The 19,803-nt window shown below is 60.0% G+C and carries 18 protein-coding genes; 3 read left to right on the top strand and 15 right to left on the bottom strand.

Annotated features, from left to right (window positions below; translation table 11 throughout):
- The 12 genes from Q0G85_RS06300 to Q0G85_RS06245 all read right to left on the bottom strand — a co-directional run.
- A partial coding sequence (locus Q0G85_RS06300) for a ribonuclease J (protein ID WP_297155843.1) occupies window positions 1–1,803 on the bottom strand: 1,803 nt, incomplete at its 3' end.
- A 69-nt stretch (window positions 1,804–1,872) separates the two neighbouring features.
- Window positions 1,873–2,769, bottom strand: a complete 897-nt coding sequence (gene dapA, locus Q0G85_RS06295) for a 4-hydroxy-tetrahydrodipicolinate synthase (protein ID WP_297155841.1) — start codon at window positions 2,767–2,769, stop codon at window positions 1,873–1,875.
- Window positions 2,770–2,871: 102 nt separating this feature from the next.
- A complete protein-coding gene (gene dapB / locus Q0G85_RS06290) occupies window positions 2,872–3,648 on the bottom strand; it encodes a 4-hydroxy-tetrahydrodipicolinate reductase (protein WP_297155839.1) in 777 nt (258 codons plus the stop codon).
- 39 nt (window positions 3,649–3,687) lie between these two features.
- Window positions 3,688–5,910, bottom strand: coding sequence for a polyribonucleotide nucleotidyltransferase (locus Q0G85_RS06285; RefSeq protein WP_297155837.1), 2,223 nt, complete (start codon window positions 5,908–5,910; stop codon window positions 3,688–3,690).
- A 164-nt stretch (window positions 5,911–6,074) separates the two neighbouring features.
- On the bottom strand, window positions 6,075–6,362 hold the full coding sequence (gene rpsO / locus Q0G85_RS06280) for a 30S ribosomal protein S15 (protein WP_297155835.1): 288 nt from the start codon (window positions 6,360–6,362) through the stop codon (window positions 6,075–6,077).
- A 176-nt stretch (window positions 6,363–6,538) separates the two neighbouring features.
- Window positions 6,539–6,787, bottom strand: coding sequence for a TIGR03905 family TSCPD domain-containing protein (locus Q0G85_RS06275; protein WP_297155830.1), 249 nt, complete (start codon window positions 6,785–6,787; stop codon window positions 6,539–6,541).
- A gap of 16 nt (window positions 6,788–6,803) precedes the next feature.
- Window positions 6,804–7,580 (bottom strand): DNA repair protein RecO, encoded by a 777-nt coding sequence (gene recO, locus Q0G85_RS06270; RefSeq protein ID WP_297155827.1) that lies wholly within the window; start codon window positions 7,578–7,580, stop codon window positions 6,804–6,806.
- Between the two features lie 5 nt (window positions 7,581–7,585).
- A complete protein-coding gene (locus tag Q0G85_RS06265) occupies window positions 7,586–9,274 on the bottom strand; it encodes a PASTA domain-containing protein (RefSeq protein WP_297155823.1) in 1,689 nt (562 codons plus the stop codon).
- Between the two features lie 132 nt (window positions 9,275–9,406).
- Window positions 9,407–10,312, bottom strand: coding sequence for a GTPase Era (gene era, locus Q0G85_RS06260; protein WP_297155849.1), 906 nt, complete (start codon window positions 10,310–10,312; stop codon window positions 9,407–9,409).
- A 2-nt stretch (window positions 10,313–10,314) separates the two neighbouring features.
- Complete coding sequence (locus tag Q0G85_RS06255; protein WP_297155820.1) at window positions 10,315–10,674, bottom strand: diacylglycerol kinase family protein; 360 nt, start codon at window positions 10,672–10,674, stop codon at window positions 10,315–10,317.
- The gene (gene ybeY / locus Q0G85_RS06250) at window positions 10,675–11,205 is read right to left on the bottom strand and encodes an rRNA maturation RNase YbeY (protein ID WP_297155817.1); all 531 of its coding nucleotides are present in this window, start codon (window positions 11,203–11,205) and stop codon (window positions 10,675–10,677) included.
- A gap of 15 nt (window positions 11,206–11,220) precedes the next feature.
- Window positions 11,221–12,174, bottom strand: a complete 954-nt coding sequence (locus tag Q0G85_RS06245) for a PhoH family protein (protein ID WP_297155846.1) — start codon at window positions 12,172–12,174, stop codon at window positions 11,221–11,223.
- An 80-nt stretch (window positions 12,175–12,254) separates the two neighbouring features.
- Here Q0G85_RS06245 and Q0G85_RS06240 point away from each other — a divergent pair, with 80 nt between their 5' ends.
- The 3 genes from Q0G85_RS06240 (at window position 12,255) to Q0G85_RS06230 (ending at window position 16,417) form a co-directional block, all read left to right on the top strand.
- Window positions 12,255–13,124, top strand: coding sequence for a methylenetetrahydrofolate reductase (locus Q0G85_RS06240; protein ID WP_297155815.1), 870 nt, complete (start codon window positions 12,255–12,257; stop codon window positions 13,122–13,124).
- Window positions 13,125–13,209: 85 nt separating this feature from the next.
- On the top strand, window positions 13,210–13,899 hold the full coding sequence (locus Q0G85_RS06235) for a vitamin B12 dependent methionine synthase (protein ID WP_297155813.1): 690 nt from the start codon (window positions 13,210–13,212) through the stop codon (window positions 13,897–13,899).
- On the top strand, window positions 13,892–16,417 hold the full coding sequence (locus Q0G85_RS06230; protein ID WP_297155811.1) for a homocysteine S-methyltransferase family protein: 2,526 nt from the start codon (window positions 13,892–13,894) through the stop codon (window positions 16,415–16,417). Before Q0G85_RS06235 ends, Q0G85_RS06230 begins: the two co-directional genes overlap by 8 nt.
- A 170-nt stretch (window positions 16,418–16,587) precedes the next feature.
- Here Q0G85_RS06230 and Q0G85_RS06225 read toward each other — a convergent pair whose 3' ends face one another.
- From Q0G85_RS06225 to dnaJ, 3 genes are read right to left on the bottom strand one after another with little or no spacing between them, the layout of a single operon-like run.
- Window positions 16,588–17,820: a MiaB/RimO family radical SAM methylthiotransferase gene (locus Q0G85_RS06225; RefSeq protein WP_297155809.1), complete on the bottom strand. Its 1,233-nt coding sequence runs from the start codon at window positions 17,818–17,820 to the stop codon at window positions 16,588–16,590.
- Entirely contained in the window at window positions 17,817–18,611 is a 795-nt protein-coding gene (locus Q0G85_RS06220; protein WP_297155807.1) for a 16S rRNA (uracil(1498)-N(3))-methyltransferase, read from the bottom strand. Before Q0G85_RS06220 ends, Q0G85_RS06225 begins: the two co-directional genes overlap by 4 nt.
- A 30-nt stretch (window positions 18,612–18,641) precedes the next feature.
- The gene (gene dnaJ / locus Q0G85_RS06215; RefSeq protein ID WP_297155805.1) at window positions 18,642–19,784 is read right to left on the bottom strand and encodes a molecular chaperone DnaJ; all 1,143 of its coding nucleotides are present in this window, start codon (window positions 19,782–19,784) and stop codon (window positions 18,642–18,644) included.
- Between the last annotated feature and the right edge of the window lie 19 nt (window positions 19,785–19,803).

The following is a 19,803-nucleotide window of genomic DNA, read 5'->3' as shown; positions in this document are numbered from 1 at the left end:
GGACAAAAGCGCGTCGCGGGCGGCCTTCTTTGCTTCTTTGAGCGTGGCGTTTCTGCCGAGGGCTTTGCGAAGTGCGCTCAGCACAGCGGATTCCGCGTCGCGTGCGAGATAAGCGTCATCGCCGCCGGTGATGCCGCGCATTTCCACCTGGACTCCCCCTTGCACCTCGTGGCGCGAAAGGGAAATCGCGGCAGCGATGCAGGCAAAGCCCTGTTCGCCCAATGCGCAGCGCTCATCGAGAACGTCTTGCGAAGTGTCGCCGACCGATAAGCCGTCTACGTAGACGATGCCGCTTTGCACGACTTCGCCGCGGGTGACGCCCTTCGAGGTAAGCTCAAGCGATTCGCCGTTCTCGCACAGAAAGATGTTCTTTTTCGGCACACCGGTGGCCTCTGCAAGACGTGCGTGGGCGCGCAGGTGCGTCGACTCGCCGTGAACGGGCATGAAGGACTTCGGCTGCACGATAGAAAGGACGATCTTGAGCTCCTCGGCGCCTGCATGTCCTGATACGTGGACACGCGCACGGCTCTTGTCGTACACGTCCGCGCCAATCTTCGCGAGCGAGTTGATGACGCGCGTGACGGCCTTCTCGTTGCCGGGAACGGGCGTCGCCGAGATGATAACGGTGTCGCCTTCCTCGATGTCGATCGTGCGGTGCTCGCCGTTCGCGATGCGCGCAAGGGCGGAAAGCGGCTCGCCCTGGCTGCCCGTGCACATAATGACAACCTTCTCAGGCGGGATACCCTTGAGCTCGTATGCGTCGATCAGGTCCTCGTCGGGGATATTGAGATACCCCAGCTTGCGGGCGATGTCGGTGTTTTGCACCATCGAGCGGCCTGTGACGACGACCTTGCGTCCGTTCGCGCGCGCAGCGTCGCAAATCTGCTGCATGCGGTGGATATGGCTTGCGAACGAGGCGATGATGACACGCTGTTTCGCCTGGCTGATAATGCGGTTTAGGGTCTTGCCGACTTCCGCCTCGCTCGGCGTGAAGGTGGTCTTCATCGCGTTAGTCGAGTCGCTCATCATGAGGTCGACGCCGATTTCGTGGTAGCGCGCAAGCGCACCGAAATCGAAGTGCACGCCATCGATCGGGGTTTGGTCGAGCTTGAAGTCGCCGGTGTGCAGTACGTTGCCGGCGGGGCTTTGCAAAAACACGCCGACAGCACCCGGAATCGAGTGGTTCACCGCGAAGAATTCCGTGGTGAAACAACCCATCTTGACTTGCTGGCCAGGCTTGATCTCGACGAGCTTCGCATTCTTGATGCGATGCTCGGTGAGCTTGCCCTCAATGAGTCCGAGCGTGAGCTTCGTCGCATAGATAGGAACCTGACGGTCGAGGTCCTTCAGCAGATACGGAATCGTTCCCGTATGGTCCTCGTGCCCGTGCGTGATAACGATGCCGCGCAGCTTGTCGGCATGCTCGAGCACATAGGTGTAATCAGGCAGGATGAGATCGACGCCGGGATGGTTGTCGTCAGGGAACATAAGACCCGCATCGTCGACGATCATGTCATTGCCGCATTCGAATACGGTCATATTCTTGCCGATCGCATCAAGGCCGCCGAGGGGGATGATCTTAAGTTTTGCCTTCGGGTCCTTGCCGGCGCTCGAAGAGCTTTTGCGCTGTGCGGGCTTGTGCTTCTTCGAAGAACCGTCCTTCGAGCCATCACCACCCTTGGTAAGCTGAGGACGCTTGTGCTCAAGCTTCACGTGTTTGTACGACTTGGTTTTCTTTCCCTTTCCTGCAGTCGCAGCATCGGGCTGTTTGGGGGAAGATGCAGTTTGATTTTCTTTATCCATATACTTCCTTTATCACGGTACGCGAACGCCCGCAGGCGCAATTCACCTGCGGGCGTTCGCACTAGTCGATTAAAGGACGCCAACCTCGCGCATGATCGATTCAAGGCGCGCCGATTGCTCGGGCGTGGCGTCGATAAGCGGCAAGCGAACGCCGCCGACAGGGAAGCCGGAAAGCTTCAGGGCTTCTTTCACGAGAATGGGGTTTGAGGTCTCGAACAGACCGTCCATCAGGGGCAAAAGAGCCTCATGAGCAGCCCATGCCTCGTCCCACTTCCCTTCTGCGCACTTCGTGACGAGGTCTTTCATGCGAGCGGGCGCCACGTTGCCGGTCGTCGAGATGACGCCCGCGCCGCCAAGGCGCATGATGTCGTAGGTTGCGGAGTCATCGCCCGAGTAGACGCTAAAGCCTTCGGGTGCCGCGGCAGCGATGGTGGCGATTTGGTCCATCTTGCCGGATGCTTCCTTCACGGCGATAACGTTCTCGCAATCGTTTGCGAGGCGCAGTGTCGTTTCGGCTTCCATGTTCACGACGCAGCGTCCCGGGATGTTGTAGAGGATGATGGGGAGCTCCACTGCATCCGCAATAGTCTTGAAGTGCTGATACATGCCCTCCTGCGGGGGCTTGTTGTAATACGGAACGACGCACATGAAGCCGTCAACCCCGAGTTTCGCGACGTCTTGCGCGAAGTTCACGGTATCGGCTGTGCAGTTGTCCCCCACGTTGGCGATGACGGGCACCTTTCCGTCGGCCGCTTCGACGACGGCACGGAAAAGCTCGATCTTCTGCGGATAGAAGACCGTCGGGCTCTCACCGGTGGTTCCATTGATGATGAGCGAGTCGTTGCCACCCTCGATCAGGCGCGTGGCGAGTGCCTGCGCGCGGTCGAGGTCGAGGTCGCGTTCTTCGTTGAAGGGCGTGACCATAGCGGTGATCAGGCGACCGAAGCGGGGTTCAACGTTCGACATGGGCGTCTCCTTTATCCATGCGTGCGCCCCCTCGCGAAAAATACAGGCAAGGGGGCGAACATATGCTCGATTTATCTATTATGCCAAAGACCACAAGGCGCACTACGCCTCGTGCATGAAGTTCTCCAAACCTACAATCAGGCCCTCGCGAGAACCAACGCTTCTGATGCCCAGCAAAACGCCTGGCATGTACGAGGCGCGATCCCAGGAATCGTGGCGGATGGTGAGCGTCTGTCCCATCGAGCCGAAGATGACTTCCTGGCTCGCGACGAAGCCCATCGAGCGCACGGAATGCACGGGGACGCCTGAAACAAGCGCGCCGCGTGCACCTTCGGCACCTTTAAGCTCTGTCTCGGCGCCGGGAGCTTCGCTTGCTCGTCCACCGCGAGCATCAGAGATGATCTGCGCCGTGCGCATTGCCGTGCCCGAGGGAGCGTCCTTCTTGTTGCAGTGGTGCATCTCGATGACTTCCGCTTCGGGGAAATACGGCGCGGCAGCCTTCGCGAACTCCATCATGAGGACGGCGCCCGTCGTGAAGTTCGGTGCGTAGAACAGGCATGTCCCCGCAGGAGCGAGCTTTTCGAGCTCGTGGAGCTTCTCGTCGGAAAGGCCCGTTGTGCCGACGACGCAGTCGATGCCCGCAGGAAGCGCGCACCGGAGGTTCCCTTCGATGACGCTCGGTTGCGTGAAGTCGACGACGACGTCGAACCCACCGGCCGCCACAGCCTTCTCCATCGAGGAGAAAACCGTGAAAGGCGCTCCCTCTTTGGGGAAGGGATCGATGCCGCAGACAACCTCCATGTCGTCTGCGGCGGTGACGGCGTCGATGACCGCCGATCCCATACGGCCGAAGCATCCGGAAACAGCTACTTTAATCATGATGTCCCCGTTTCTCGTGCAATTGGTATTCGTGTGCGATTAAGCCTCGTGGCGACGGCGCGGCGTGCGGCCGTTGCTCGAACGCTGGCTTCTGCCCGGGCGCATATCGCGCTCTTTGTGCTCGTCATGGTTGCGATGCGAATGTTCGTTGCCGCCGTTGGAGGAACCTTCGGGAGCATCGGGCTTGTCGAGGCGGTCGAGCGAGATCTTGCCCGTCTTCGGGTCGACCTCGAGAACCTGAACCTTCACGATGTCCCCCATAGACAGGACATCTTCGACTTTGCCCACGCGACCGTTGGCGACGCGGGAGATATGGAGCAAGCCGTCCTTGCCCGGCGTGAGCTTCACGAAAGCACCGAAGTCCTTGATGCCGACGACTTCGCCCTCGTAGATCTCGCCGACCTCGGGTTCCTTCACGATGCCCAAGATCATGGCCTTCGCAGCTTCGCCGGCTTTGCCCTCGACCGCTGCGATATGGATGGTGCCGTCTTCCTGAATGTCGATGTTGGCGCCCGTTTCCTCCTGGATGCCGCGAACGACCTTGCCGCCCGAGCCGATGACGTCGCGGATCTTGTCGACGGGAATGTGGATCGTCTCGATGCGGGGAGCGGTGTCGCGAAGCTCGGCGCGCGGCTCGGGCAGCTTCTCGAGCATGGCACTTAGGATGAACGCGCGGCCTTCGTGGGCCTGCTTGAGTGCGCGAGCAAGGATGTCGACGGACAGGCCCTTGGCCTTGTTGTCCATCTGAAGTGCGGTGATGCCCTTCGACGTGCCGCAGACCTTGAAGTCCATGTCGCCGAGGAAGTCCTCGAGGCCCTGGATATCGGAGAGGATGACGACGTCGTCGCCTTCCTTGATAAGGCCCATGGCGATGCCGGAAACGGGAGCCTTGATGGGCACGCCCGCATCCATAAGCGCAAGCGTGGAGCCGCAGGTGGAAGCCATCGAAGAGGAGCCGTTCGATTCCATGATCTCGGAAACGACGCGGATGGCGTAGGGGAACTCGTCCTCGGAGGGGATCACCGGGAGAAGCGCGCGCTCAGCGAGGGCACCATGGCCGATTTCGCGGCGCTTCGGGGAGCCTATGCGTCCCACTTCGCCGGTGCAGTACGGCGGGAAGTTGTACTGGTGCATGTAGCGCTTGCCCTCGACCGGTTCGATGGTGTCGAGGCGCTGCCACTCGTTGAGCATGCCGAGCGTACAGATGGAAAGCGCCTGGGTCTGGCCGCGCTGGAAGAGGCCGGAGCCGTGAACGCGGGGCAGATAGCCGGGAACGATGTGCAGCGGGCGGATCTCGTCGGGACGGCGTCCGTCGGCGCGCTCGCCGGTTTCGATGACCATCTTGCGCATGGCCTTCTTCTCGAGCTTCTTAAGCGCAGCGGCGATGTCGGATGCCCAGCTCGCACGCTCTTCGTCGGAGAACTCGTTCGCGGTGATGCTGGCCTTTAAGTCCTCAACTTTACCCATGCGGGAGAGCTTGTCGGCATCTTTGAGTGCCGCGGACATGGCGTCGAAGAACGGCTCGACGCGCTCGGCGATTTCGGGAGCGGGCGTGTGGAGCTTGTACTCCATCGGTGTGGGGTTCACTTTGGCGATGAACTCTGCCTGCTTGTCGCAGAATGCGGCGATAGCTTCCTGGCCGAACGTCATGGCAGCAAGCATGTCCTCTTCAGAGATTTCCTTAGCACCCGCTTCGACCATCGAGATGTAGTCTTTGGTGCCGGCGATGGTGAGGTCGAGGTCGGAATTTGCGTCCTCTTCGTAGGTCGGGTTGACGATGAACTCGCCCGTTTCGGCGTTGCGGCCGATCTTGACGCAGGCAGCGGGGCCATCGAAGGGAGCACCGCCGACGAGAAGCGCTGCCGATGCACCGCCAACGCAGATGACGTCAGGCTGGTTCTCGCCATCGCACACGAGCGTCGTCGCAACGATGTGGACCTCGTTTTTGTATCCGTCGGGGAAACCGGGGCGGATCGGGCGGTCGATCATGCGGGCGTTCAGCGTGCCCTTCTCAGAGGGACGAGCCTCGCGCTTGAGGTAACCGCCGGGGATGCGGCCGACGGAATACATCTTCTCGATGTAGTCGACCGTGAGGGGGAAGAAGTCGTAGTCTTTCTCCTGCTTGGAGACGACGGCGGTCACGAGAATCGTGGTGTCACCTTGGGTGACGAGCACAGCACCGGTGGCCTGCTTTGCGAGCTCGCCCGTCTCGAAGCGGTACTGCTTACCGTACAGCTCGAAGGATTCGACGATCTTTTCCATGTATACTTTCTTTCTCTTAGCCTCGTGCGCCCTATTGCGCATGAGCTTCTTCGGCTTCGGGGTACTCACGTTCCCCCGCCTCCACGAGCGTGCTTGCCGGATGCGATGCACGACCGCCTTGCATATAGCACGGGACCCGCATTTAGCGGGCCCACGTTCCAAGCTTAGATGTTGTCGCGAATACCGAGCTTCTTGATGAGCACGCGGTACTCGTCAATGTTGCTCTCCTTGATGTGCTTCAGAAGTCCACGACGCTTACCGATGAGCTTCATGAGGCCCAGACGAGTGTGATTGTCCTTCTTGTGGGTCTTCAGGTGCTCGGTGAGGTTGCGGATGCGCTCGGAGAGAATTGCAACCTGAACCTCGGCGGAGCCGGAGTCGTTGTCGGACTTGCCGAATTCCTTGATGAGTTCGGCGGTCTTCTCCTTGGAGATGCTGAGCTTTGATGCCATTGTTTTCCACCTTTCGAATATCTAAGCTCTCGTTGATCCCGGGTAGGCAAGCGGGTGGCGCATGCAAACTAGGGACAAACCAACTGTCTTATGACAGCCTGCTTATTGTAATGGGGCGCATGCAATGCGGCAAGCGAAAAGAAGGGCATTCCCACCTGTTCTGCACAATATGGCCGCTATTCGGCTGCTTTCGCCTCGCGAAGGGCGTGGCAGAGCTGGTCAGCGCATGAAGTGGAGCGGTTGCCGCAGGTGTTTCCATCGAGAACAGCGCAGATGGCATCGACATCCTTGCCCTCGACGAGTTTAGAAATCGCCTTCAAGTTGCCGTTGCAGCCTCCGACGAAGTCGACGTGCTTGATGGTGTTGCCTTCGACCTCGACGTTGATGGCGCGCGAACAGACGCCCTTGGTGCGATACGTGTACATTCTTTCCTCTTTCTCGTCAGTTGGTTTCGTATAGCCCGCTCGTGAAAAGGAACGAGAGCGAGCGAAGCTTGCAGCCGACATGCTCGATGCACCACCGTTGGCATAAATCGAGGACCGAGAACGCCTCGCGAACCCCCATGCGGGCCTCTTCGATGTCGGAAAACGTCGAGCGCAGCAGGAAATTCGACCATTCGGCGGTTCGGGCGTCGATATATCCGGCTTCCGTGTGCGAGCGACAGTGGGAGCATATCACACCGCCTTCCCGTGGGGAGAAGGCAAGCGAGCCATCGTTTAGGGGCATCACGGGATTTCCGCAAGCGGCACACGTTGCGAGCATCGGCCTGACGCCTGTCATGGCGAACGCCTTCAGCAAGTGGCCAGCGGCGATCGAAGGAGCGTAGGGAACATCGGATTCGCTCATCGTGGTAAGCGCGGTGCTTGTCATGGCGAAGAGATTCGGGCAGGCAAGGTCGGGCTGAGTGGTTCGCTCGACGAGTTCGGTGATTGGCGCCGCAGCCGCGGTTTTCTCGATGTCCCCGCGAAGGCCGGCATTGCTCTCGACAAGGCGTGCTTCGGATACCACGTCGAGCGAGCGTCCTTTCGCGCAGAGGACGTCCGCCACCGAGAATAGCTCGAGACGTGAGGCGAAGCTGCTCCTTGGTTTGCGCGCGCCTTTCGCAACAGCCCGCAACTGTGAGCCGTCTTCGGCGAGCATGGTGAGGATAAGATCGCTCTCCCCCAGCTTCGTCTTGTGCACGACGATGACGCGCGCGCTATAAGTGGGGCGTGCCACGGACGCTACTTTTTAAGCGTCGGCTTGGCTGAGGCGATGCTGTTGTCAGAGTTCCACTTGATGGTGCCTGACTTCTGCTCGGCTGAGCCGTAAATCGTGCCAAAGAGCAGGGTATTCTCGAATTTCATGGCGGTGATGGTATAGCTCACTTTCCCATCGCCTTCATATTGTACGCTGTCGCAGGACACAACCTCGTAGTTTATGCCGTCCATGATGACGGTTGCGCCCTTGCTGAAGAGGGAATACGTCTCGGAAACAAGCTCCTTCTCGCGCGATTTCGCAACGGTGATAGTGACGGTGGACCCCGACTTCAGCTTCGTTTCGGCGGCAGGGTCGGTCGAGATAACCGTTCCCTCGGTGGAATCCTCCGTGTATTTCGTTGCGACCTCGACGGCGTACCCGGCTTCCTTCAAGGCTGCGGTGGCGTCGTCTTGGGACTTGCCGGTAACGTCGGGAACGACATAGGATTCGGCTACCGTAACCGTAATGGCCGCAGCGGCTTTCACCTTTGTGCCAGCTTGCGGCTCGATTTCAAGGACGGTGCCCTCGGTTTCGTCGGATTTCACCGTCTTGAACGTGACGTTGTCGAGGCCTTCCTTGTCGAATGCGGCCTTTGCCTCGTCCTGCGTTTTACCGGTGACATCGGGCACCGCGCGCGGCGTCGCAATGGAAATATTCACGGTGGTGCCTTCCGGTACGCGGGAACCAGAGGCGGGATTGGTGATGAGCACGATTCCTTCCACCTCGTCAGATTTCACCTGCGACGTATCGACGTTGAAACCTTTGCTCTCGAGAAGCCAGACTGCGTCCGCCTGAGCCTCGCCGGTGACATCGGGTACGGTCTTGCCGCCCCAGAGCTCCAGGTAATAGCTGGCTCCAAGGGCTATGGCAGCTACGACAGCCAGAACAACGATAACGATGAGGGTGCGAGTAGCACGGGTCTTCTTGCGGTTTTTCGCTTCCTTTTCGGCATCGGGCGATTCGTATTTTTTCTGGGCGGGCGCGGGCTCTCCTTCGATTTTGGGGAGCTCCATCGTGTCGCCTGAGCGCCACGAGCGCGCGGGCGGAACATAGCTTGAGTCGACAAGGCGCTCGAAGCCGGAGAGATCGGCGGTGTTCGCCGCGTTTAAGTTGATCGCCTGGGTGCGCGCGCTGGGAGAAGCGTCAGTATCCCCCGCTTGGCGAACGTCGATGCGCGGTAGGATGTCGTCGAGCGCTTCGCGTTCGGCTTCGATTTCTTCAAGATCAGAGGGGTCTTTCGAATCGGGTGCTGCGTCCGCGTCTTCAAGCTCGATGGCGGCTTCGTCGTCGAGCAGCATCTCCGTGATCTCGTCGTCTTCGGAGGTGGCTGGCTTGTCGTTGGTCGGCGTTAGCGTCTGCGTCTGCGTCGCGTCGGGGTTGCAAGCCTGGTCGGTGTGCGCATCTTCTGATTCGCTGGAGCCTGTGACCTGCGTCTCGTCTGCTGCGTCGGTCGCGGCAGCGCTCAGGATCTGTGTCTTGTCGGCATCGGTCGCGGCAGCGCTCAGGATCTGCGTCTTGTCGGCGTCACTCGCGGCGAAAGCATCATCTTCGAGCGGCAGCGCGGCACCTATGACCTGCGTCTTGTCGGCGGCAGCAAGCAAGGAGCCTCCGCATTCGTTGCAGAATTTGGCTCCTTCGCGATTCTCGCTTTGACAATGAGGGCAGATCATCATGTGCGCATTCTCCCGTTCAAACGTCTCATCTGCGTTATTGTAGCTGAACGGAAGCCGGTATTACGACGAGGCGGCCGACTCGCGTCGATACGCAACAATACCTGCACAAAGCGGCGCGTCGCCCAATGTTCTTTATGCGCCCTCACCGTATCCGAAGCGGCGAATCTGCGTGGCGTCGCGACGCCAGTTCTTCTTCACCTTGACGTTCAAATCGAGGAAGACGCGACATCCCAAAAGCTGCTCCAAATCTATACGTGCTTCGCTGCCGATGCGTTTGATAGCAGCGCCCTTCTTGCCGATGATCATACCTTTTTGGCTGTCGCGCTCGACGTAGATGGTCGCGAAGATTCGCTGGAGATCTTTTTTCTTCTCGTATTGCATGTTGTCGACAGCGACGCCGATCGAGTGTGGCACCTCGTCATGGAACGAGCGCAGGATCTTCTCGCGGATGAACTCTGCGATGACGACTTCCATGGGCTGGTCGGTCTGCATGTCGGCGGGGAACCATGCGGGTCCTTCGGGCAAATAGAAGACGGCCTCTTCGACGAAGGCGTCGACGTTTGCGCCACTTTTCGCGGAAAGCGCAACCATGGCGTCCCAGGTCATAAGCGCTTCCGCCGCCTCACGCTGCGCCGCGATCTGCTCGGGTGTGGCGATGTCGGTTTTTGAGAGCACGCAGATGCGGTGAGCCTTGCATGCGGCAACCTGCTTGGCGACCCATTCGTCCCCGCGACCAATCGGTTGCGAGGCATCAATCACCATGGCAACGACGTCGATATCCTGCAGGCCCTTGAGAGCGGACTCGTTGAGCTCTTCGCCGAGGGCGTCGTGGGGCTTGTGGATGCCCGGCGTGTCGACGAGGATCAGTTGGAAATCCTCGCGAGTCAACACGGCGCGGAAACGATGGCGCGTCGTCTGCGCGGTCGAGGACGTGATGGCGATCTTCTCGCCCATGATGGCGTTCAGAAGCGTCGATTTCCCGGCATTCGGGCGTCCGACAAGCGTGGCGAATCCCGACTTGAAGCCCTCTTTTTGCATTCCTAGCACAGCAATTCTCCAATCTTGGGGATGAAAACGATTGCGGCGATTACCACTGACGCCACGGCAAGGATGAGCGCAGCTCCCGCCGCGCAGTCCTTGGCGTGCTTTGCGAGCACGTGATATTCGGGCGACACCAGGTCGACGACGCATTCAACGGCGGTGTTGACGGTTTCAGCGGCCATGACCATGCCGATGCAGATGACAATGGCAAGCCATGAGCTGGCGTCGATGCGCAGGGCGAACCCGAGCGCGATCGCGATGACGGCGAAGCAGGCGTCGATGCGCATGTTTCGCTGTTTGAAAGCGTGGGCAACGCCTTCGGCCGCGCATTTGAAGGCATGCGGGAGTGATTGGGTCATCTAGTGCTCTCCCCTCACGAGCGCACCCGGCCCATTGAACTCTCCGAAGATCGAAAGGTCGACCCCGCGCTCTTGTGCCCATCCGCGCAGAATCTCGGCTTCGCGGGCCTCCATGACTTCCGCTTCGTCGTCTTCAATATGGTCGTAGCCGCACAGATGCAGCAAGCCATGGACTAAAAGCACGCTCATTTCGCCTTCGAAGGTGGTGCCGAATCGGGCGGTTTGGCGTTCGGCAACGTCGAGCGCGATGATCACATCTCCCAGCTCGAAGGGCATATCGGGAAAGGCGTTGCGTCCTTCGCCCATCTCGTCGTCGAGCCCATCGCACTCAAACGACAGGACGTCGGTCGGCCCCGTCTTCCCGCGGTATTCCTCGTTGAGTCGGGCCATCTCGTCGTCGTCGATGAAGCTTATGGACACCTCGGCGTTTTTCGGGCACGCCTCATGCGCGAGCACGAAGGTGGCGAGGTCGCTCACGGGAACGGTCGCGATGAGGTCTTCTCGATATTCGCAGTTCACTTCGATGTTCATATCGTTCTCCTTGCGCTATCGGGCGTCTGCCTTGTCGTAGGCGGCGACGATGGCGGCGACGAGCGAATGACGCACGACGTCTTTGCTCGACAGGCGGCAAAACGACACGTCGTCGATGTCCTCGAGCACACGTTCGGCGTCGGCGAGTCCCGACCTTGACCCAGGCAGATCCCGCTGCGTCGCGTCGCCCGTGATGATCATCTTCGAGTTGAAGCCGAGCCTTGTGAGGAACATCTTCATCTGCTCGGGCGTGGTGTTTTGCGCCTCGTCGAGGATGATGAAGCTGTCGTTGAGCGTTCGGCCGCGCATGAAGGCGAGCGGGGCTATTTCGATGACGCCGCGGTCGATGAGATCGTTTGCGCGCTCCATGTCGGTCATGTCGAAGAGCGCGTCGTAGAGCGGGCGGATGTAAGGGTCGACCTTCTCGTTGATCGTGCCCGGCAAAAAGCCCAGGTTCTCCCCTGCTTCCACGATGGGGCGGGTCAGAATGATGCGCCCGACTTCCTTGCGCTTCAAGGCGGCGACGGCCATCGCCATGGCGAGGTAGGTTTTTCCCGTTCCCGCAGGTCCGAGACCGAATGTGATGGTATGTGTTCGGATGGCGTCGACGTAGCGCTTCTGCCCTGCCGTCTTCGGCCTGATGGCGCGACCGCGAAATGTGAGCAGGATGTCTTCCCTCAACGCTTGAGGTGAGAACTCCGCACTGCGAAGCAGCTCGATTGCGCGAAGGGCGTATTCGGGGGTGACTTCCTCGCCCCGTTCTGCAACTTTGATGAAATCGGAGAAAAGCGCCGTGAGGGATTGCACCTCGCTTTGATCGCCCGAGAGGATGATGGAGTCGCCGCGCACGTTCACGTTGGCGTCGAAGGCGGATGCGACTACCCGCAGCGTCGTATCTGCAGGTCCGACGACAAGCGCTAGGTCGACGCTCGCCGGTGCGGTTAGTGTAATTTGCGTCTGGTCTGTCATGATTGCCATTGTAGCATGAGGGCAACACTATAATCTGATGCCCGACATTCACCACATCACTGAATGCAGAGGAAAATGACATGACCACGGTAAAGCACTTGTTCGACGAAGCGCGCAAAGCATCGCGCCCGACACTCTCGTTCGAGATCTTCCCTCCGAAGGGGGATTTGGATCATCGCACTGCTCGCGAGGTCGCAGGGGGGCTCGCGCCGCTTCATCCCGATTTCATCTCGGTTACCTACTCTGCGGGCGGCGGGGGGAACAAGCACTCCACCAACGATGTAGCGCAGATTATCCAATCCGATTTCGGGACAGCCTGCGTTGCGCATCTTACCTGTGCAGGAGCGACAAAATCCTCTATCGCGGCATCCGTTGATGATTTGCGCGCGCACGGCATCGAAAACGTTCTTGCGCTGCGTGGGGACATCCCGGCTGGAGTCGAGCCGACGAAGTTCCGCTTTGCGAAGGACCTCATCCCGACGCTCGTCGATGCAGGATTCTGCGTGGGCGCGGCGGCGTATCCCGAGGGGCACATCGACTGCATCGATCCGAAGGTGAACATCGAGCACTTGAAGGAGAAGGTCGACGCAGGAGCGAGCTTCCTTGTGACCCAGCTCTTCTTCGACAACGATTACTTCTACCGCTTCCGTGAGCGATGCGTTTCCGCGCGAATCTACGCCCCGATAACCTGCGGCATCATGCCTTTCTTGAGCAAGCAGCAGATTCAGCGCATGGTGTTCATGTGCGGTGCCTCCCTTCCGAGCCCCATCATCAAACTGCTCGCACGCTACGAGGACGATTCGGCAAGCCTCCGCGCGGCCGGAATCGAATACGCCTGCAAGCAGCTTGTCGACCTTGAGGCGCACGGGGTGGACGGTCTGCATGTCTATACGATGAACCACCCCGATATCGCATGCGCCTGCACTGAGGCAATACGTCGTGCCGACTAGGGAGGGCACTTCATCACGGGTCGCCAGCTTCTTAAATGGGAAGCCGAGGAGCGGCTCTTTTCCCAGCGCGCCAGCTGAGGGTGCCTTGTATCTTGATCGCGAGGAGGCGCTGGGGTATCTCGGCTACGGCAAGCAGAAGCTCGATGGTGACCTGGAGGCGCGCTTTGCTGCGTTGGCGCTTGAATGCGAAAAAACGCTTTCCCCTGCCTATTCATGGGCGGCGTTTGCTGTTGAGCGCATCGTACCTGATGGGGAGTGTCCAGGCGTCGATCTTGCGGGGACATCTGCGCGCCTTGTCGGCGAGAGCATGGCTGCGCATATGAAAGGCGCCTGCGGAGTTGCGGTGCTCTCGTGCACGGCGGGAATGGACTCCGAGCGGGCGATTGCGCGTTATCAGGCAACGAGCCCAACCGACGCGCTTTTCTACAACGCGTGCGCAGCGGCGCTTGTCGAGGCGTGCGCGAACCGCGTTGAGGCGGAGGTAGTCTTGCGTGCCAACGAGGTCGGCCTCCATACCAACTGGCGCTTCAGCCCTGGTTACGGAGATGCCCCACTCTCTATGCAGCCCGATCTGCTGTGTGCGCTCGGTGCCCCCGGGCGCTTGGCAGTGACCTGCACCGATAGTTTCTTGCTCGTGCCGTCGAAGAGCATTACCGCGGTGGTGGGGCTCTTCGAACCAGGGGTGTGCGCCACGGGAGTGAGACGAAGTTGTACCACGTGCTCGCTTGGGCAAGTGTGCATGATACGAAAGCAAGGGAGAATTTGTCATGGCTAGCGATTTGAATGGCCTTGTCATCAAAGACGATCATTTGAAGCGCGCGCTCGAAGGGCAGGAGTATCTGCTCGTCGATGGCGCCATGGGGACGCAGATGCAGGAGCGGGGGCTTGACGGAATCGAGCCGGTGCCCGAGCTGCTCTGCAAAACGCATGCCGCCGACATCGCTGCGATCCATGCAGCCTACGTTGCGGCGGGCGCCGAGGTGATCACCACCAATACATTCAGCGCGAATCGCCTGAAGCTTGGCGACAAGATGAGCGTCGAGGAAGCATACCAGCTGGCGGCCGATTGCGCGCGAGAAGCGGGCGCTCCCTACATTGCGGGCGACATTGGTCCGACAGGTTCGCTGCTCGAGCCGATGGGCACGCTTTCGTTCGATGATGCCTACGACATTTTCGCTGAACAGGTGCGCGCTATCGTTGCCGCAGGGTGCGATATTGTCCTCATCGAGACGATGGCCGACTTGCGCGAAGCGAAGGCTGCGGTGCTTGCCGCACGCGAGAACTCGTCGCTGCCCGTCCTCGTCACGATGACCTTCGGGGAAGACGGCCGCACATTTCTTGGCACTACTCCTGAAATCGCAGCAGAGGTTCTTACCTCTCTTGGAGCCCAGGCGGTCGGCTTCAATTGCTCGCTCGGTCCCGCCGAACTTGCGGGGGCGGCTTTTGCTATGGCCCGTCGCGTACGCTGTCCGCTCATGGCGCAGCCAAACGCGGGCTTGCCCCGTATGGAAAACGGCGAAACCGTCTTCGACGTCGGGCCTGAAGAATTCGCTCGCGCGATGGCTCCCCTGCTCGATGCGGGTGCAAGCGTCGTCGGCGGATGTTGCGGCACATCACCGCGCTACATCGAGCTGCTCTCACGTGAACTTGCGCGACGCGGCACGCCGACACCGCGCGATTTTCAGCCAGCCTGCGTTCTTGCGAGCGCCCAGGAAGCGGTTGTGCTCGATCGCGGCACGCATGCCGTTGCCGTCGTCGGAGAGCGCATCAACCCTACCGGGAAGAAGAAACTTAAGGCGGCGCTTAGGGCGGGCGACCTTGACTATGTTATCGGCGAGGCTGTCACGCAACGCAATGCTGGCGCCGATGTCCTCGACGTAAACGTCGGCCTTCCCGAAATCGACGAGCCGGAAACTTTGGCTGCGGTTGTCGAGAAGCTTTCGGCGACCGTAACGTTGCCGCTGGTCATCGACTCGAGCAACCCCGAAGCTATCGAGCGCGTGGTACGTAGCTATGCGGGCAAGCCTCTTATCAACTCCGTCAATGGCAAGCGTGAAAGCCTCGATGCCGTGCTGCCCCTTGCCAAGAAGTACGGGTGCGCGGTCATCGGCCTTGCGCTTGATGAGGGGGGCATTCCCCCTACGGCTGAAGGCCGCCTCGCCGTTGCCGAAAAGATTGTCGCCGAGGCCGATCGCGTGGGCATACCTCGAGAAGATATCGTGATCGATTGCCTCGTCATGGCCGTCGCCACGAATCAAGAAGAGGCGATGGAAATCGTTCGCGCCGTGTCGCTCGTTAAGGAGCGACTAGGGGTGCGCACGGTTCTCGGCGTATCGAATATCAGCTTCGGAATCCCCCAACGCGCGCTTCTCAACAGCACGTTTCTTGCGGCGGCTCTCGGATGCGGGCTTGACTTCCCCATTTTGAACCCCTCGTCGGCGCGCTATATGGATACCGTCCATGCCTTCCGCGTCCTCAATATGCAGGACAAAGGTGCGGTGCGCTACATCGAGGATTACGCAGATGCGCCCGACCCCTATGCTGCACCCGTAGATGCGGCATCGAGCGCGATGGCTGCGCAAACCACCTTGCCAGCGAGATCCGATGATGCCGCCTGCCCGATTGTTATCCCCGATTCGCTTGCTCACGCGGCGGGGGACGTTGAAGCTGCGGTCAAGCTTATCATGTCGGGCCGAAAAGGGCCGATGAGCGCCATGACCGAAAAGCTGCTCGAAACCTGCGATGCGCTCGATGTGGTGAACGAGGTGTTCATCCCCACGCTCGATGTCGTCGGTCAGAAATTCGATGCGGGCATGTTCTTCCTTCCCCAGCTCATGGCGTCGGCTGAGGCGGTTAAGGCGGGGTTCGACATCGTTCGCGAGCATGTGGGCGAATCGAGTGCCGCAACCGATACGGAACGCGCAATCATCGTTGCGACTGTGAAGGGCGATATCCACGACATCGGGAAGAACATCGTGAGGATGCTGCTCGAAAATTACGGGTATCGCGTTATTGACCTGGGTCGTGATGTTGATCCAGGCGAAATCTTGCGCGTCGTGAAGGAGCAAAACGTGCGTCTTGTCGGTCTTTCCGCGCTCATGACGACAACCGTGAAGGCGATGGAAGAGACGATTGAGCTTCTTCATCGTGAGGCTCCGGGGTGTGCGGTGTTTGTGGGCGGAGCCGTTCTCACACCGGAATATGCCGAGCAGATTCACGCCGATCATTACAGTAAGGATGCTGCGGATTCAGCGCGCTATGCGGAAGAGTATTTCGCGAGTATCGGCCTATAAGAAGCTCGCTGACATAGCCTGACGGGGCAAGACCCAAAGCGTCCTGCATGAGCCTGACGAGAAGAGCCTCCCCTTGCTGATATGTTTCGTGCAAGGGGAGGCTCGCTGTTTAACCAGGTCGATTTCTCTGATGGTGTGGTTGTTCTTTGCTTTAAGATCGCGAGCCTTGCCTAGAGGGTTACTTCGACCATCTCCCCCACCTTGGCTCCATCTGGGGCGGGAACTTCGAAATAGCTTTCGGTGAGCGCAATGCCTTCTTCCTCGACAACCGCAAGCTCGCGCGTTCCCTTGCGAGCTTCGCGCTCCACATCTCGAAGCATATCGGCTAAATCGCGCAGACGCTGGACTCGATCGGCTTTCACCCCGGGCGGCACCTGGTCGATGCGCGCGGCTGCAGGCGTTCCCGTGCGCATTGAATACGGGAACACGTGGATCTTTGAGAAGCGGCATGTTCGGGCGACGCGAAGGGTATCCCCGAACTCCAATTCGGTTTCGCCGGGAAAACCGCAGATGATATCGGTGGAAAGAGACAATTCAGGGACACGATCGTAGAGCTTGCGAACGATTTCCTCGTAGTGCTCGGCGCTGTAGGGACGATGCATTTCGCGCAGTACCTTCGAATTGCCCGATTGTAAGGGAAGATGAAGGTGCCTGCAAACACGACCATTGGAGGTTGCAAGGACATCGATCAGGTCATCGTGCACGTCGCGCGGCTCGATGCTCGAAACGCGGAATCGAACGGGATAACTTCCCTCCTCATGAAGGTCGGCCGTCTCGGCAAGAAGCTCGCGCAGAAGGTCGGCGAGGCCGGTCGTTTTCCCCGTTTCTGCATCCTGCCAACGATAGGAACCGAGGTTGATTCCGGTAAGAACGATTTCCTTCACGCCGGCGCTTGCAAGGGTTCGGCATTGGCTCACGACATCGCGAACGGGCATGCTGTGCGCTTTGCCTCGCGCAACATGAACGATACAGTACGTACAGGCGTTGTTGCAGCCATCCTGCACTTTCACGCCCACGCGCGTGCGATAGCCTTCCCCGACGGGAAGTGCGCTCCCGTGCGCTGCGGAATCGAGTCCCCAGGCGCCCGCTTCGATCGATGAGGAGACCTCGGCCTTCCCCATGACGCGAACGCGGGGGTCCATCTTAAGGAACGTGTCTTTGTCGATGGCGGCGGCGCATCCGGTGACGACCACGGTTGCGCGCTCGTTCGCCCGCAGCGCCTGGCGCACGGCCTTGCGCGTTTTCTTTTCCGCCTCACCCGTGACGGTACAGGTGTTCACTACGATGAGGTCGGCGTCGCACGCTTCGACCTTTTGGCCGCCGCGGGCATCAAGCGAGGAGGCGAATGCATCGGATTCGACACGATTAACCTTGCATCCAAGGTTGACAACGGCGTACTTCATCGAGTTCCCCCGAGTTTTCCCAGTTCGTAGAGGGTAAGAGCGGGAGCAACCACGCCAGCTGTTTCGGTGCGCAAAATAGAGGACCCTAAGCTTACGAGCGAAGCTCGCGGGTTCGCGTCCAAAAAGATGCTGACCTCGTGCTCGGTAAGGCCCCCCTCGGGTCCGACCACAACGGCGATGCGCGCGTCGGTGCCATCGCACGTACAGGCGGAAAGCGCGCTATCGATGGCTTGCGAAAGCGAAGCTGTCTGGGGAGCCTCCTCCCAGCAGATGAGAATCGCCGTCGCCGTTGCAAGTTGCGCGGCAGCTTCTTTCGCGCTTCGCGGCTCGAGCACTTCGGGGATGCGCGGTTGGCCCGATTGCATGGCGGCGCTTTTCGCAATGGAGCGCCAGCGCTCAAGGCGCGTCTTCGTCTTCTTCGCGTCGAGTTTCACGATGGATCGCTCGCAGAGCAGGGGCATGAAGGCGGCCACACCGAGCTCAGTCGCGTGCCTGATAACCGAGTCCATCTTCTCGCCCTTGGCCAGACCCTGGACTAACATTACGAGCGGCCCGTCGTCAAGCGCGTCCTCGTGGCGCGTGATGCGCACAAGGGGGAAATCATCGTCGAAGGATTGGATCTCGCACTCGAAGTAGTCCTGCGCCGCATCGATGACGGCTACGTGCTCACCTGGGGCCAAGCGCAAAACCTTAGCGTGCTTGGCGTCGTCGCGCGCAAGCCGCAGGGGGAATAATTCCTGCGGCTCATTGGCGATGACCTGCTCTTCGAGGAAGAAACGTGGCAGTGACATAACTGTTCGCAACCTTACCCTTCGGATGCGTTAGTTGAAGGCGTCGCGCAGTTTTTGCAGCGGGCTTCGGGGCGCGGCCACCTCTTCGCCCATTTCCTCGGCAAGTTTCTCGAGCAGCTCGCGTTCCTTCTTCGAGATTTTCTCAGGAATGACGACGTTCACATGCACGTACATGTTGCCACGAATGTCGCTCTTAAGGCGCGGCATGCCGAAGCCCTTCACGCGAATGACCTGCTCGTTCTGGCAGCCTGCGGGAACGCGGACCTGGACCTTCTCATCGGTCATGATGCCGTCGATCTCGATTTCGGCACCGAGGATCGCTTGGATGAACGACACGTTCGCGCGCGCATGCAGATCGTCGCCGTCGCGCTCGAAGAACTCATGCGGCTGCACGCGGCAGGTCACGATAAGATCGCCTGCCTGGGCGCCCTGGATACCCGCCTCGCCAAAGCCGCTCACGCGCAGCTGCTGGCCATCGCGGATGCCCGCCGGAACCTTCACCGTGACGCGCTGGCGATCGGGGACGCGGCCCTGGCCTTCGCATTCGGGGCAAGGATTCTCGATCGACGAGCCAGTGCCGTTGCATTTCTTGCAGGTTGTGGCGGTCTGCATGTCGCCCAAGAAGGTGCGCTGAACGCTCACGACGCGGCCCTTACCGCCGCACTCGGGGCAGGTGACGACTTTGCCGTTCTCGCCGAGGCCGGTCCCCTTGCAGTCGGGGCACGGTGCAAGGCGATCGTAGACGATTTCCTTCTCGACGCCGCATGCGACCTCTTCAAGTGTGATGCGCAGGCCGACGCCCATGTCGCGCCCTTCCTTGCGCGCCGGGCGACCGCCCTGGCCGCCCTGGCCGCCGAAGAAGGAGGAAAAGATGTCGCCCATGCCGCCGAATCCGCCGCCGAATAAATCATCGAAATCGACGTAGCCGGACCCTCCACCGTATCCGCCGCCAGCAGCGCCGGGAATCGTTCCGAAGCGGTCGTACTGCGCACGCTTGTTGGGGTCGGAGAGCACGTCGTATGCCTCGTTGAGCTCCTTGAACTGGTCCTCAGCGTCGGCGGCTTTGTTCACGTCGGGGTGCAGCTCACGCGCGCGACGACGAAACGCTTTCTTGATCTCGGCGTCGGACGCATCTTTCGACACGCCGAGAATCTCATACAAGTCCTTGGCCATCTCTTGCCTTTCTCAACTA

Source organism: uncultured Ellagibacter sp., assembly GCF_934617235.1.
Lineage (GTDB): Bacteria > Actinomycetota > Coriobacteriia > Coriobacteriales > Eggerthellaceae > Ellagibacter.
This window is presented reverse-complemented; position numbering and strand designations above follow the sequence as displayed.

Coding starts and splice junctions, on each gene's coding strand:
- Q0G85_RS06225 (WP_297155809.1), bottom strand. CDS start 17,820: ATGAAGTACGCCGTTGTCAACCTTGGATGCAAGGTTAATCGTGTCGAA.
- Q0G85_RS06220 (WP_297155807.1), bottom strand. CDS start 18,611: ATGTCACTGCCACGTTTCTTCCTCGAAGAGCAGGTCATCGCCAATGAG.
- Q0G85_RS06285 (WP_297155837.1), bottom strand. CDS start 5,910: ATGGAAAAGATCGTCGAATCCTTCGAGCTGTACGGTAAGCAGTACCGC.
- rpsO (WP_297155835.1), bottom strand. CDS start 6,362: ATGGCATCAAAGCTCAGCATCTCCAAGGAGAAGACCGCCGAACTCATC.
- era (WP_297155849.1), bottom strand. CDS start 10,312: ATGCAAAAAGAGGGCTTCAAGTCGGGATTCGCCACGCTTGTCGGACGC.
- dapA (WP_297155841.1), bottom strand. CDS start 2,769: ATGTCGAACGTTGAACCCCGCTTCGGTCGCCTGATCACCGCTATGGTC.
- Q0G85_RS06255 (WP_297155820.1), bottom strand. CDS start 10,674: ATGACCCAATCACTCCCGCATGCCTTCAAATGCGCGGCCGAAGGCGTT.
- Q0G85_RS06275 (WP_297155830.1), bottom strand. CDS start 6,787: ATGTACACGTATCGCACCAAGGGCGTCTGTTCGCGCGCCATCAACGTC.
- dapB (WP_297155839.1), bottom strand. CDS start 3,648: ATGATTAAAGTAGCTGTTTCCGGATGCTTCGGCCGTATGGGATCGGCG.
- Q0G85_RS06245 (WP_297155846.1), bottom strand. CDS start 12,174: ATGACAGACCAGACGCAAATTACACTAACCGCACCGGCGAGCGTCGAC.
- ybeY (WP_297155817.1), bottom strand. CDS start 11,205: ATGAACATCGAAGTGAACTGCGAATATCGAGAAGACCTCATCGCGACC.
- Q0G85_RS06230 (WP_297155811.1), top strand. CDS start 13,892: ATGGCTAGCGATTTGAATGGCCTTGTCATCAAAGACGATCATTTGAAG.
- Q0G85_RS06240 (WP_297155815.1), top strand. CDS start 12,255: ATGACCACGGTAAAGCACTTGTTCGACGAAGCGCGCAAAGCATCGCGC.
- Q0G85_RS06265 (WP_297155823.1), bottom strand. CDS start 9,274: ATGATGATCTGCCCTCATTGTCAAAGCGAGAATCGCGAAGGAGCCAAA.
- dnaJ (WP_297155805.1), bottom strand. CDS start 19,784: ATGGCCAAGGACTTGTATGAGATTCTCGGCGTGTCGAAAGATGCGTCC.